14 protein-coding genes and 1 pseudogene are annotated in these 12,716 nt (G+C 70.0%); 6 read left to right on the forward strand and 9 right to left on the reverse strand.

Going from position 1 to position 12,716, the window contains the following annotated elements; translation table 11 throughout:
- The 3 genes and pseudogenes from A5712_RS31480 to cobC all read right to left on the reverse strand — a co-directional run.
- Window positions 1–160, reverse strand: a pseudogene (locus A5712_RS31480) (hypothetical protein); the annotation flags it as partial.
- Complete coding sequence (locus A5712_RS22005; protein WP_068109722.1) at window positions 150–1,319, reverse strand: Nif3-like dinuclear metal center hexameric protein; 1,170 nt, start codon at window positions 1,317–1,319, stop codon at window positions 150–152. The pseudogene A5712_RS31480 and the gene A5712_RS22005, both read right to left, overlap by 11 nt.
- Window positions 1,316–2,398, reverse strand: a complete 1,083-nt coding sequence (cobC, locus tag A5712_RS22010) for an Rv2231c family pyridoxal phosphate-dependent protein CobC (protein ID WP_255404415.1) — start codon at window positions 2,396–2,398, stop codon at window positions 1,316–1,318. The genes A5712_RS22005 and cobC overlap by 4 nt, the downstream gene beginning before the upstream one ends.
- A 39-nt stretch (window positions 2,399–2,437) precedes the next feature.
- Between cobC and A5712_RS22015 the strand changes: the two genes are divergently transcribed.
- The 3 genes from A5712_RS22015 to A5712_RS22025 are packed head-to-tail and all read left to right on the forward strand — an operon-like array spanning window position 2,438 to window position 4,372.
- Window positions 2,438–3,067 carry an HAD-IA family hydrolase gene (locus tag A5712_RS22015; RefSeq protein WP_068109752.1) on the forward strand — a complete coding sequence of 210 codons (630 nt, stop codon included), beginning with the start codon at window positions 2,438–2,440 and terminating at the stop codon, window positions 3,065–3,067.
- Entirely contained in the window at window positions 3,060–3,563 is a 504-nt protein-coding gene (locus A5712_RS22020; protein ID WP_068109729.1) for a low molecular weight protein-tyrosine-phosphatase, read from the forward strand. Before A5712_RS22015 ends, A5712_RS22020 begins: the two co-directional genes overlap by 8 nt.
- On the forward strand, window positions 3,560–4,372 hold the full coding sequence (locus tag A5712_RS22025; protein ID WP_068109732.1) for an SURF1 family protein: 813 nt from the start codon (window positions 3,560–3,562) through the stop codon (window positions 4,370–4,372). Before A5712_RS22020 ends, A5712_RS22025 begins: the two co-directional genes overlap by 4 nt.
- Here A5712_RS22025 and A5712_RS22030 read toward each other — a convergent pair.
- Window positions 4,354–5,277 (reverse strand): cobalamin biosynthesis protein, encoded by a 924-nt coding sequence (locus A5712_RS22030; protein ID WP_068109734.1) that lies wholly within the window; start codon window positions 5,275–5,277, stop codon window positions 4,354–4,356. The genes A5712_RS22025 and A5712_RS22030 overlap by 19 nt on opposite strands.
- A 40-nt stretch (window positions 5,278–5,317) precedes the next feature.
- Window positions 5,318–5,458 (reverse strand): hypothetical protein, encoded by a 141-nt coding sequence (locus A5712_RS31000; protein WP_156766715.1) that lies wholly within the window; start codon window positions 5,456–5,458, stop codon window positions 5,318–5,320.
- Between the two features lie 76 nt (window positions 5,459–5,534).
- On the opposite strand from A5712_RS31000, the gene A5712_RS22035 reads away from it, so the two are divergent.
- Window positions 5,535–6,350, forward strand: a complete 816-nt coding sequence (locus tag A5712_RS22035) for an oxygenase MpaB family protein (RefSeq protein ID WP_068109738.1) — start codon at window positions 5,535–5,537, stop codon at window positions 6,348–6,350.
- Between the two features lie 15 nt (window positions 6,351–6,365).
- A complete protein-coding gene (locus A5712_RS22040) occupies window positions 6,366–6,764 on the forward strand; it encodes a VOC family protein (protein ID WP_068109741.1) in 399 nt (132 codons plus the stop codon).
- Between the two features lie 11 nt (window positions 6,765–6,775).
- On the opposite strand, the gene A5712_RS22045 is transcribed toward A5712_RS22040, so the two are convergent.
- From A5712_RS22045 to A5712_RS22060, 4 genes are read right to left on the reverse strand one after another with little or no spacing between them, the layout of a single operon-like run.
- On the reverse strand, window positions 6,776–7,894 hold the full coding sequence (locus A5712_RS22045; protein WP_068109755.1) for an epoxide hydrolase family protein: 1,119 nt from the start codon (window positions 7,892–7,894) through the stop codon (window positions 6,776–6,778).
- A gap of 40 nt (window positions 7,895–7,934) precedes the next feature.
- Window positions 7,935–8,828, reverse strand: a complete 894-nt coding sequence (locus tag A5712_RS22050; RefSeq protein WP_068109744.1) for a formylglycine-generating enzyme family protein — start codon at window positions 8,826–8,828, stop codon at window positions 7,935–7,937.
- Window positions 8,821–9,735, reverse strand: coding sequence for an HAD family phosphatase (locus tag A5712_RS22055; RefSeq protein WP_068109747.1), 915 nt, complete (start codon window positions 9,733–9,735; stop codon window positions 8,821–8,823). Before A5712_RS22055 ends, A5712_RS22050 begins: the two co-directional genes overlap by 8 nt.
- Window positions 9,732–11,276 carry an arylsulfatase gene (locus A5712_RS22060; RefSeq protein ID WP_068109749.1) on the reverse strand — a complete coding sequence of 515 codons (1,545 nt, stop codon included), beginning with the start codon at window positions 11,274–11,276 and terminating at the stop codon, window positions 9,732–9,734. The genes A5712_RS22055 and A5712_RS22060 overlap by 4 nt, the downstream gene beginning before the upstream one ends.
- A 256-nt stretch (window positions 11,277–11,532) precedes the next feature.
- Here A5712_RS22060 and A5712_RS22065 point away from each other — a divergent pair.
- Window positions 11,533–12,716, forward strand: a 1,184-nt coding sequence (locus A5712_RS22065; protein ID WP_156766716.1) for a PE family protein, incomplete at its 3' end; no start/stop codon positions are given.

Genomic DNA, 12,716 nt, shown 5'->3' on the forward strand with positions numbered 1-12,716 from the left:
GCGCACCCAGCCGATCGGCGGCCGCGGTGTGGTCGGCACGGATCCGCTCGACGGCCTCCTGCTCGGGCAGATGGCTGGCCTGGTGTGCGATGCGAGACAGCTCGGCGTCCAATTTCGACAACTCGAGTAGCGAAAGTTGCTGTGCGACCTCAGCTTTCATTGCTGTTCTCCCCGTCTCTCCCCGTCTCTCCCGTCTCAGCCACCTGCCCGAGCGTCCAAGGGTCGGTGCGGATGGCGCACACCCGGACGGGCAGCGCCTCCCCGAAACGGGACCGCAGTATGCCGGCGGCCTGCTCGCACCAGGGGAATTCGCTGGCCCAGTGTGCCACGTCGACCAGGGCCACGTCCGAGGCCCGGCGATGCTCGTCGGCAGGATGGTGCCGCAGATCGGCGGTCACATAAGCCTGCACGCCCGCGCGGGCCGCGGCGGCCAGCAGCGAATCCCCGGCGCCGCCGCACACGGCGACCCGCGACACCTGCGCGTCGGGGTCCCCGGACGCACGCACGCCCCACGAGGTCCGCGGCAGCGCGGCGCCGACACGGGAGACGAAGCTGCTCAACGATTCCGGTCGTGCCAGCGTGCCGATCCGGCCCAGCCCCGCGTCGGTGGGCGGGGGCACCAGCGCGAAGATGTCGAACGCGGGCTCCTCGTACGGATGGGCGCCGCGCATCGCCGCCAACACGGTTGCCCGGGCCCGCGCCGGTGCGACCACCTCGAACCGCTCCTCGGGCACCCGCTCGACGCTGCCGACGCTGCCGATCGCCGGCGCGGCCCCCTCGTGCGGCAGGAACTGCCCGATTCCGCTCACGCTCCAACTGCAGTGCGAATAGTCGCCGATGTGGCCGGCGCCGGCCGCGAACACGGCCTCGCGCACCGCCTCCGCGTTCTCCGTCGGCACGTACACGACCCACTTGTCCAGATCGCCCGCGGCCGCAAGCGGTTCGAGCACGGCCTCGACGGTGAGCCCGAGCACGTCGGCGAGCGCGTCGGACACCCCGGGCGAGGCGGAGTCGGCGTTGGTGTGCGCGGTGAACAGCGATCGCCCGCTGCGGATCAGGCGGTGCACGAGCGCGCCCTTCGGCGTGCTGGCCGCCACGGTGTCGACCCCGCGCAACAGCAACGGGTGATGCGCCAGCAGCAGTCCGCCGTCGGGAACTTCGTCGACGACGGCCGGCGTCGCGTCGACGGCGACGGTCACCGAGCCCAGCGCGTCGTCGGGGTCGCCGCACACCAGGCCGACCGAATCCCACGATTGCGCGAGATTCGGCGGGTACGCCTCGTCGAGCACCTCGATCACGTCGGCCAGCCGCACGCTCACCGCAGCGCCTCCGCGATGGCCTGGATCAGCAGTGGCCAGTCCCGTCGCACCGCCGCCCGCAGGTACCGCCCGTCCAGTCCGACGAAGGTGTCACACCGACGGACGGCAATCCCCTTGCGCTCCAAGTCGTTTCGTATCCGGTCGCCGTCGGGCAGGCGGAACAGGACGAACGGCCCCCGGCCGTCGACCACGTCGGCGCCCACCGACGCCAGGCCGGCCACCATCTCGGCGCGTAACTCCGCCAACCGCAGCGCACCGGCCGCGGCATCGGCGACGGCCCGCGGCTCGCAGCAGGCCGCGATGGCCGTCAGCTGCAGGGTCCCCACCGGCCAGTGCGCACGCTGCGCGGTCAGCCGCGCCAACAGCTCCGGCGCGCCCAGCGCGTAGCCCACCCGCAACCCGGCCAGCGCCCACGTCTTGGTCAGGCTGCGCAGCACCAGCACGTCGGGCAGCGCGTCGCCGGCCAGCGACTCGGGCTCACCGGGAACGGAATCGGCGAACGCCTCGTCGACCACCAGGATTCGGCCGGGCCGGCGCAGCGCGAGCAGCTGCGCGCGGGTGTGCAGCACCGAGGTGGGGTTCGTCGGGTTGCCCACCACGACGAGGTCCGCGTCGTCGGGCACCAACGCGCCGTCCAGACGGAACGGCGGCTCCAGCACGACGTGCCGCACCGGCACCCCGGCCGCGCCCAGCGCCACGGCGGGCTCGGTGAACGACGGCGCCACGATCGCCGCCCGCGCCGGGCGCAGGTTGGGCAGCAGGGCGAAGCCCTCAGCCGCGCCGGCCAGCGGCAGGACCTCGTCACGGGTGCGGCCGTGCCGCGCGGCGGCCGCGTCCTGCGCCCGGTGCGTATCCGCCGGGCCCGGGTAGCGCGCCAGGTCGGGCAGCCGCGCGGCCAGCCGGCGCATCAGCCACTCCGGCGGCTGCGCGTGCCGGACGTTGACGGCGAAGTCGAGCATTCCGGGCGCCACGGCCTGATCGCCGTGATAGCGCGCCGCCGCTGGCGGGCTCGGGTTCAGAGTCGCCATCCGAGAAACACTAGTGGGCCGCGCTGAGCGCGTGCGGCCATCTAGGACAATGGTGTGGTGACAGACATTGTCTCGGACGCCGCGGAGCTGGTGATCTTCGACCTCGACGGCACGCTGACCGACTCGGCGGACGGGATCGTGGCCAGCTTCCTGCACGCGCTCAACCACGTCGGCGCGGCCGTGCCCGAGGGTGACCTGGCCGCACAGATCGTCGGTCCGCCGATGGACGACACCTTCCGGTCGATGTTCGGCGACTCCGCCGAGGACGCGATCACGGCCTTCCGCGCCGAATACGGCGAGCGGGGCTGGGCGATGAACACGCTGTTCGAGGGCATCGAGCCGCTGCTGGCTGACCTGCGCGCGGCCGGGGTCCGGCTGGCCGTGGCCACCTCCAAGCTGGAGCCGACGGCGCGGCGCATCCTCGCCCACTTTGGCCTGGACGGGAATTTCGAGGTGATCGCCGGTGCGGCTCCCGACGGCTCACGCAAGAGCAAGGAGGACGTGCTGGCCCACGCTCTCGAACAACTCCAGCCGCTGCCCGAGCGGGTGCTGATGGTCGGCGATCGCAGCCACGACGTGCACGGCGCGGCCGCGCACGGCATCGACACGGTGGTGGTCGGCTGGGGCTATGGGCGGTCCGACTTTGAGGACGGGTTCAGCCTCACCGGCGTGACGCACGCGGCGACGGTCGAGGAGTTGCGGAGGGCCCTCGGTGTCTGAACCACTGCACGTCACCTTCGTCTGCACCGGCAACATCTGCCGTTCCCCGATGGCCGAGAAGATGTTCGCCGACCAGCTGCAGCGACGCGGCCTCGGTGACGCGGTCCGGGTGACCAGCGCGGGCACCGGCAACTGGCATGTCGGCAGTTGCGCCGACGACCGGGCCACCCGGGTGCTGCATGCCCACGGCTACCCCACCGCCCACTGCGCCGCGCAGCTCAACGACGACCACCTGGCGGCCGACCTGGTGGTGGCCTTGGGGCGCAATCACGTTCGGATGTTGCGTCAGCTGGGCGTCGAGGAAGACCGGATCCGCATGCTGCGGTCGTTCGACCCGCGCTCGGGCGCCCACGCCCCCGACGTCGAGGACCCCTACTACGGCGACCACGACGACTTCGAGGACGTCTTCGCCGTCATAGAGGCCGCCCTGCCCGGACTGCACGCGTGGGTCGACGAACGACTCGCCAAAAACGGGAGAGGCGCGATGCCCCGGTGAAAAGGGGCCTGGCGTTCCTGCTGCGCCCGGGCTGGATAGCCCTGGCGCTGGTGGTGATCGCCTTCACCTACCTGTGCTTCATGGTGCTCGCGCCGTGGCAGCTCGGCAAGAACACCAGGACGTCGCGGGAGAACCACCAGATCGAGTCCTCGCTCAACACCCCGCCGGTGCCGCTGAAAACCCTGCTGCCCCAGCAGGATTCGTCGGCACCGGGCGCGCAGTGGCGCCGGGTGACGGCGACCGGGCACTACCTGCCCGACGTGCAGGTGCTGGCCCGGCTGCGGGTCGTCGAAGGCGACCCGGCGTTCGAGGTGCTGGCACCGTTCGTGGTGGACGATGGCCCGACCGTGTTGGTCGACCGCGGCTACGTGCGCCCCGAGCAGGGCTCGCATGTCCCGCCGATCGCCCGCCCACCGGCGGAGACGGTGACGATCACGGCTCGACTGCGGGACTCCGAACCCACCGTGGCGGGCAAGGATCCTTTCGTCACCGACGGTGTGCAGCAGGTGTATTCGATTAACACCGAACAGGTCTCGGCGTTGACGAAGGTGCCCCTGGCCGGTTCCTATCTGCAGTTGGTCGAGGACCAGCCCGGCGGACTGGGCGTGATCGGCGTGCCGCACCTCGATGCCGGGCCGTTCCTGTCCTATGGCATCCAGTGGATTTCGTTCGGCATCCTCGCGCCCATCGGGTTGGGCTACTTCGTCTACTCCGAGCTGCGGGTCCGGCGGCGGGAAAAGCAGCAGGCGACTGCCACCCCGGTGACCGTGGAGGACAAGCTCGCCGACCGCTACGGCCGCCGGCGGTAGGCGACGAGCCCGATCAGCAAGGCCGCGGCCGCCTGCACCGCCCGCGACAGCGCCACCGCGCGGCGCAGGTCGGCCACGTCGGGCGGCCGCCCGTCGCCGAGCGTCGGGCGGATCTGCAGCTCGTGGCGATACTGCGTCGGGCCGCCCAGGCGAACGCCGAGCGCGCCGGCGAAGGCCGCCTCGACCACCCCGGCGTTGGGGCTGGGATGCCGCGCCGCGTCACGGCGCCAGGCCCGCAGCGCGCCCGACGGCGACCCGGAGACCAGCGGTGCGCACAGCACCACCAGCGCCGCGGTCACGCGGGCGGGCAGGTAGTTGGCCGCGTCGTCCAATCGCGCGGCGGCCCAACCGAATCGGGCATAGCGCGGCGAGCGGTGGCCGATCATCGAATCCAGCGTGTTGATGGCGCGGTACGCCAGCACCCCGGGCACCCCGCCGGCCGTCGCCCACAGCAGTGGCGCCACCTCGGCGTCGGAGGTGTTCTCCGCGACCGACTCCAGCGCCGCGCGCGTCAGGCCGGCGGCGTCCAGCCGGGCCGGGTCGCGCCCGCACAGTGACGGCAGCAGCCGTCGGGCGGCATCGACGTCACCGCTCTCCAATAGTCGCGACATCTGCAGGCCGGTGCGCGCCAACGACGTCCCGCCCAGGCAGACCCACGTCGCCGCCACCGTGGCCAGCAACCCATCCCGACGCGAGGCCCGCGCGCCCAGCAGCGTCACCGCACCGACCAGCGCGCCCACGTGCAGCGCGCCGGCCCCCTTGGCGTCGCGGTAGGTGGCGCGCTCCAACACCGCGGCCGCCCGGCCGAACACCGCAACCGGATGGCCCCGGCTGGGGTCGTCCAGTGCGAGGTCGGTCAGGTAGCCGGCCAGCACGCCGGCGGCCCGGGACCGAGTCGCACGCACCCCGGCAGCGTCTCACACCGGCCGCGACCGGGGTCGGCAACTAGATGGCCAAGATGGCCGCCACGATCACCACGAGGATCAGCAGGCCGACCACCCACCACAGCAATGCGTCGGGGTCGGCCGTCGGTGACAGGCTGGGCGCGCGCGGTAGCGGCCGGATCGGGCCAGGTTGGGTACTCATCGCTCTGGTCTGCCCACTTTTGGGCGGATATAACGGTTTGCCGTGGTGTACTCGACTCCATGAGGGGTAATCCGCGATGAAGCGGCCCGCAACCCGGATCGCCGATTTGCTGAACCCGGCGGCGATGTTGCTGCCCGCGGCAAACGTGATCATGCAGCTCTCCCTGCCCGGCGTCGGTTACGGCGTGCTGGAAAGCCCGGTGGACAGCGGCAACGTCTACAAGCATCCGTTCAAGCGGGCGCGCACCACCGGCACCTACCTGGCCGTCGCCGCCATCGGAACCGAATCGGACCGGGCTTTGATCCGCGACGCGGTGGACACCGCGCACCGGCAGGTTCGCTCGACATCGTCGAGTCCGGTGTCCTACAACGCTTTTGATCCCAGGTTGCAGCTGTGGGTGGCCGCCTGCCTGTACCGCTATTTCGTCGACCAGCACGAGTTCCTGCACGGCCCACTGGAGGACGCCAGTGCCGAAGCCGTCTATCGCGACGCCAAACGGCTCGGGACCACGCTGCAGGTGCCCGAGCGCATGTGGCCGCCGGACCTCGCCGCGTTCGACGAGTATTGGAAGCGCTCCCTCGACGAGCTGCGCATCGACCCGCCGGTGCGCGAACACCTGCGCGGCGTGGCCTCAATGGCGTTCCTTCCGCTGCCACTTCGGGCACTTGGTGGGCCGGTCAACCTGTTCGCGACGACGGGATTCTTGGCCCCGGAATTTCGGGCGATGATGGAGCTGGACTGGTCGCGGGCCCAGCAGCGCCGGTTCGAATATCTGTTGACCGCCCTGCGCCTGGCAGATCGGCTCATCCCGCACCGCGCCTGGATCTTCGGCTATCAGCTTTACCTGTGGGACATGCGTTTTCGGGCTCGGAGGGGCTGGCGGATCGTCTGACGGTAGAGTCGGGCCATGCCCTTCCCCCCGCTCAACCACATCGCGGTCACGGTGCGTGACCTCGAGATCAGCGGCCCCTGGTACTGCAGGCTTTTCGACGCCGAGCCGATCCTCGACGAGCACACCGACGCCGGCTTTCGGCACCTGGTGTGGATGCTCGATGGCCACACCATATTCGGCATTCACCAGCACGACCGCCACGCCCCCGACGAGGCGTTCAGCGAGCTGCGGGTCGGGCTCGACCATGTCGGCTTCGGGTGCGCCAGCCGCGCCGACCTTGAGAAGTGGGTCACGCGGCTGGACGAGCTGGGCGTCGAGCATGGCGGCATCGTGGACGCGTCCTATGGCTCGGGACTGAGCTTTCGCGACCCCGACGGCATCGCCTTGGAGCTCTTCGCACCACCGGGTGCGTGACGCGCCGTCGCTCAGCGCACCGTCGCGAAGAACGCGCGGACGTCATCGACAAACAACTCCGGTTGCTCGAACGCGGCGAAGTGCCCGCCGCGCGGCATGTCGGTCCAGTGCGTGATGTTGTACACCGGCTCGCACCACCTTCGCGGCGCCTTCAGGAGCTCGCCCGGAAAAGCGCTGACGCCGGTGGGCAATTCGACCCGGTCCATCTGACCAAAGACCCGGAAGCTTTCCCAGTACAGCCGGGCCGACGACGCGCCGGTGCCGGTCACCCAGTACATCATCACGTTGTCCAGCAGCTCGTCGCGGCTGAACACGTTCTCGGGGTGCCCGTCGCAATCGGCCCACGCCCAGAACTTCTCGACGATCCACGCCAGCTGCCCCACCGGCGAATCGACCAGCCCGTACCCCAGCGTTTGCGGCCGGGTGGACTGCTGCTTGGAATAGCCGGTGCCCCACTTGCGGTGCTCGGCCATCGACGCCAGCGCGCGTTGCTCCTCCGGGGTCGGGTCGGCGAGCGCCTCCTTAGTGGGCCGCCCGATCGGCATGTTCAGGTGAATTGCCGCGCAGTGCCCGCCGTTTCGGCCGATCTGCGTGGTGACCGCGGCGCCCCAGTCGCCGCCCTGGGCGCCGTAGCGGTCGTAGCCGAGGCGCAGCATCAGCGTCTCCCACGCGTCGGCGATCCGTTCGACGCCCCAGCCCGTCCAGGTAGGCTTGCCCGAAAAGCCGTATCCCGGAAGCGACGGGCACACGACGTGAAACGCGTCCTCGGCGCGCCCCGACGCCGGATTGGTCAACGGCTCGATCACCTTGTGGAACTCTACGATCGAGCCCGGCCAGCCGTGGGTGATCACCAACGGGAAGGCGTCGTCGTGCGGCGAGCGCTGGTGGATCAAATGAATGTCCAGCCCGTCGATTTCGGTGACGAACTGATCGAAGCGGTTGAGCGCCGCCTCGCGGGACCGCCAGTCGTATGTGGTGGCCCAATAGTCGGCCAATTCGCGGGTGTACGCCAGCGGAATGCCCTGGCTCCAGTCGTCGACGCATTCGGCCTCCGGCCACCGGGTGCGCGCCAGCCGCGAGCGCAGATCGTCAAGATCACCGTCGGGCACGTCGATGCGAAATGGCCTCAAGGGTTGCTCGTTCACGCCCTGAGGGTGCCATACCGCCGGATCACCCGACAACGGCGCCGGGCCGCACGACGCACCGGAAGCCGATGTGGCTCATGCCGGTATCGATCGGTTGTGGTCGGCGCGCGGCGGGCCGGTAGCGCTGGCAGTAGCTGTCGGCGCACAGGAACGAGCCGCCCTTGATCACCTTGCGCGGCACCCGGAACTGCGGCTGGGCCGGGTCGTAGCTGTCCCCTTCGGAGGGCTCGCCGGCGCGCGTGTCGGCATACCAGTCGGTGGTCCACTCCCACACGTTGCCGGCCATGTCGAACAGGCCGTAACCGTTGGGCGGGAAACTGCCCACCGGTGTGGTGCGCCCGTAGCCGGCGTCGGGGCGCCACGGGAAGTCGCCGTGCCAGTAGTTGGCCAGGCGCTGCCCCGACGCCTCAGGGTCGTCACCCCACGTGTACGTCGCGTGGTCCAGGCCGCCGCGGGCCGCGGTTTCCCATTCCGCCTCGGTCGGCAGGGAGCGTCCCGCCCAGTCCGCGTAGGCCCGAGCGTCTTCGTACGCGACGTGGACGACGGGATGGTCGGCTCGCTTCGCGATCGACGAGTGCGGCCCCACGGGGTGCCGCCACGACGCCCCGGGCGTCCAAGTCCACCATTGGCTCAGATGGCGCAGGTCGACCGGGCCGCTGGTCCGGGTGAACACCATCGATCCGGGCTGCAGGTTCTCTTTCGGGGCGCCGGGGTAGTCCGCGGGATCGAGGGCCCGCTCGGCGACGGTGATATACCCTGTCGCGGCGACGAATTCGCCGAATTCCATGTTCGTGACCGGGCGGGCCTGCATCCAGAAGCCCGCCACACTGACCGGCCGCGCGGGGGCTTCCTCCGGGTAGTGTTCGTCGGAACCCAGGACCGCGGTCTGTTCGGGAATCCAGATCAGATCGTCAGTCAAACACGGCCTTCCAATCGTCTCGCATGCTGACGACCGTCCAGGCGTTTCGCTCGGCCAGCCCGAGCGCCCGCTCCGCTCCCCCGGTGTACGCGAACTCGCGCTCGGCGTCGTCGTGGCGGATCAGCAGCCGCAACGACGGCGTCGCCGGGGCGCCGGTGAATTCCAGCATCTCGATGTCGCCGTTGGAGTTGCCGGCCGCCAGGATCGGCCGTCGCCCGATCCGACTCCACAACCGCACCGGCTTCACCGGCCCTTCGTCGAGGAACTCCGGTTGCTCCGTGGTGAACAGGTGGCCGTCGCGATAGGTCAGGCCCACCGAGCTGCCCACCACCCGCTCGGGCGGAATGTTGTAGAGCATGCCGGTGACGGGCCGCATGAAGTCCCGCGCGCCGCCCGAGACGATGAAGGCGGTGAATCCGTGGGCCTCCAGGTAGCGCAGCAGCTCCACCATGGGCCGGTAGGCACACGACGTGTACGGCCGCCCCAGCGTCGGGTGCGTGGCGTCGCGAAAGAAAGCCTCGACCCGGGCACGGTGTTCCTCGACGGTGATCGCGGCATGGGCGGAAAGTATCGCGGCCACAAGCGGTTTGAGCTCGGAGTCGTCGCCCCGATTGTGCTTGGCCACCGCGCCGGCCAGCCAGGTCAGGTCGCCGTGGTACGCGCCCTTGTAGGGCTCACGCTCGCGAAGGCTCGGGTCCGCCGTTGCCTGCTCGGCGAATCGGCGCACCAGGAAGTCGAGCTGGATGTACATCGGCTTCTCGCACCACAGCGTGCCGTCGTTGTCGAACACCGCCACGCGGGCGTCCCGCTCGACGAAATCGCTTGAGCCTTCGCTTGTTACGCGGTGAACGAAGTCGACGATCGCCGATTTCGCCGGACCGTCGTTCCAGGTGTGGAGCGTCGTCACTTGCCGCGAGAGGCGAGGAACTCGTTGAGCTGTTCCACCGCGTGGTCGATGGTGAACGAGGCCGGCTTGGCCCGCGGTGGGAACTCCTTGAACGTCTCCAGGAACCGGTTCACCAGCGCCACACCGAAAAACGCCATATAGATGCGGTCGATCAGCCAATCCCAGTAGGTGTTCGACGTGATGTCGGCCTGCTCGAACGGGTCGGTGCGCAGGTTGAACATCTTCGGCGCCCGCAACGCCGTGAACGGCTCGAACCAGATCCGCAGCGTGCCCGCGCAGCGCTGCTCCATGAACACCAGCTTCCAGTTGTCGTACCGGATGCCGAGCACGTCGCAATCGTCGGAGAAGTAGATCATGCCCTTGCGGGGGCTTTCGGCGACCTCGCCGGTCAGATACGGCAGCAGGTTGTAGCCGTCGATATGGACCTTGAACCGTTTGTCCCCGACCTGATGGCCCTTCTTGAGCTTGTCGACGATGTCCGGGTCACCCGCGGCGGCCAGGAAGGTCGGCAACCAGTCGTGGTGCTGGACGATCTCGTTGGACACCGTGCCGGCCGGGATCTTCCCGGGCCAGCGAATCATTTCGGGCACCCGGAACGCGCCCTCCCAGTTGGTGTTCTTCTCGCTGCGAAACGGCGTGGTGGCCCCGTCGGGCCAGCTGTTGGAGTGCGGACCGTTGTCGGTGCTGTAGATGACGATGGTGTCGTCGGCGATGCCGAGCTCGTCGAGCGCGTCCAGCAGCTCACCCACGTTGCGGTCGTGGTCGATCATCGTGTCGTGATACGGCGACTGCCAGCGCCCCGCCTGCCCGAGCGAGTCGGGTTTGGTGTGCGTCCGGAAATGCATGTGGGTGGTGTTCATCCACACGAAAAACGGGGTGCCCGCCGCATGCTGGCGCTTGACGAAGTCGACGCACGCCGCGGTGAACTCGTCGTCGACGGTCTCCATCCGCTTCCTGGTCAGCGGCCCGGTGTCCTCGATGCGCTGCTTACCCACCGGCCCGTAACGCTCGTCGGCCTCATCGCTGTCCTGGTCGGTGGCCCAGGAGTGGATCACCCCGCGCGGCAGCAGCGCCTTGCGCAGCAGCGGCGCCTCCTGCTCGGTGGGGTAGTCGGGGTGCTCGGGTTCCTCCTCGGCGTTCAGGTGATAGAGATTGCCGAAGAATTCGTCGAAGCCGTGCGCCGTCGGCAGGTGTTTGTTGAGGTCGCCGAGGTGGTTCTTGCCGAACTGGCCCGTCGCATACCCGAGCGGTTTCAGTAGCTCGGCGATCGTCGGGTCGTCGGCCGACAGCCCGACGTCCACACCGGGCATGCCGACCTTGGAAAGCCCGGTGCGGTAGACGCTTTGGCCGGTGATGAACGACGCGCGGCCGGCGGTGCAACTCTGCTCGCCGTATGAATCGGTGAACAGCATGCCCTCGGCCGCGATCCGGTCGATGTTGGGGGTTCGATAGCCCATCAGGCCCTGGCTGTAACAGCTGAGGTTGGTGATCCCGATGTCGTCGCCCCAGATGACGAGGATGTTCGGCTTTCCACCCGGCATCGTGGCCTCCTTCGCCTTCCGGCGCTGCGTTCAAATCCTAGGAGGCCAAGCGGTTTCAATCGATAGCCGAACGCCGATTCACAGGTAAGCGCCCGCTACGGCCGCGAGACCCATCGGTTAAGTAGTCAACGACAAAGTCCGCTTCGTCTTGCAGTAGACGACTACTGCAGACCGCCCCGCCGATTCGTTCGACGCTGGATTGCGCTTCGCCTCGGTTTCATCCAGGTCGACCCGACGAGCGAATGGGTGGGTGGATATGTCGTATCTGATCGCCGCGCCGGACGTACTGTCAACGGCCGCCGGTGATATGGCGAATATCGGCTCGACCCTCAACGCCGCCAGCGCGGCAGCCGCGACCCATACCACGGGGGTGATCGCCGCGGCCCAGGACGAGGTGTCCGCGGCGATCGCTTCGCTGTTTTCCAGCCACGGCCAACGGTTTCAGGCGCTGAGCGCCCAGGCGGCCGCGTTTCACGACGAATTCGTGCAGACGTTGACCGCGGGTGCCGGGTCCTATGCGAGCGCGGAGGCCGCCAATGTCGCGGCGTTCACGGCCAATCCGGCACAGACCATCGAGGGGGATCTGCTCAACGCGATCAACGGGCCGAGCCTGGCGCTGACCGGACGTCCGCTGATCGGCAACGGCGCCAACGGGACACCGGGCACCGGGCAAGACGGGGCGCCCGGCGGGTGGCTGCTGGGCAACGGCGGCGCCGGCGGCTCCGGCGCGCCTGGCCAGAACGGCGGTAACGGCGGCGCCTCCGGGCTGCTGGGATACGCCGGGGCCGGCGGGGCAGGCGGAAGCTCGGCGACCGGCAACGGCGGCGCCGGCGGGGCCGGCGGCAATTCCGGCGACCCGCTGTTGGGCTACGGCGGCGCCGGCGGTGCGGGCGGAGCGAGCACGGCGCCCGGTGGCGTCGGCGGGGCCGGCGGACGCGGCGGCAACGGGGGCCTGCTGTTCAGCGCCGGCGGGGCCGGCGGCGCCGGCGGCAGCTCGCTTCTCGGCGACGGCGGGGCCGGCGGCGCCGGCGGGACAGGCGGGCTGCTCAGCGGGCTGTTGGGCCCGGGCGGCGGGAACGGCGGACCCGGCGGATTCAGCGATGCCGGCGTCGGCGGCGCCGGCGGGCGCGGCGGCGACGGGCCGCTCCTCGCCGGCTGGGGCGGCGCCGGCGGCGCCGGCGGATCCAGCCACTCCGGTACCGGTGGGGTCGGCGGGGACGGCGGCACCGGCCTGGTGTGGGGCGACGGTGGCCCCGGGGGTCCCGGGGGAACCAGCCAAACCGGGGTCGGTGGGGCCGGCGGGCACGGCGGCTTCTCCTGGATCAACGACGGCGGCGTCGGCGGGACCGGCGGGGCCGGCGGCGCACACGGCGGGGCGGGCTGCAGTAGTCGTCTACTGCAAGACGAAGCGGACTTTGTCGTTGACTACTTAACCGCTTA

The organism is Mycobacterium sp. E2327 (assembly GCF_001672675.1).
Taxonomy (GTDB): domain Bacteria; phylum Actinomycetota; class Actinomycetes; order Mycobacteriales; family Mycobacteriaceae; genus Mycobacterium.

Bases quoted from the DNA above. Each gene is read 5' to 3' on its own strand.
- A5712_RS31000 (WP_156766715.1), bottom strand. From the start codon at position 5,458: ATGAGTACCCAACCTGGCCCGATCCGGCCGCTACCGCGCGCGCCCAGC.
- A5712_RS22035 (WP_068109738.1), top strand. From the start codon at position 5,535: ATGAAGCGGCCCGCAACCCGGATCGCCGATTTGCTGAACCCGGCGGCG.
- A5712_RS22040 (WP_068109741.1), top strand. From the start codon at position 6,366: ATGCCCTTCCCCCCGCTCAACCACATCGCGGTCACGGTGCGTGACCTC.
- A5712_RS22060 (WP_068109749.1), bottom strand. From the start codon at position 11,276: ATGCCGGGTGGAAAGCCGAACATCCTCGTCATCTGGGGCGACGACATC.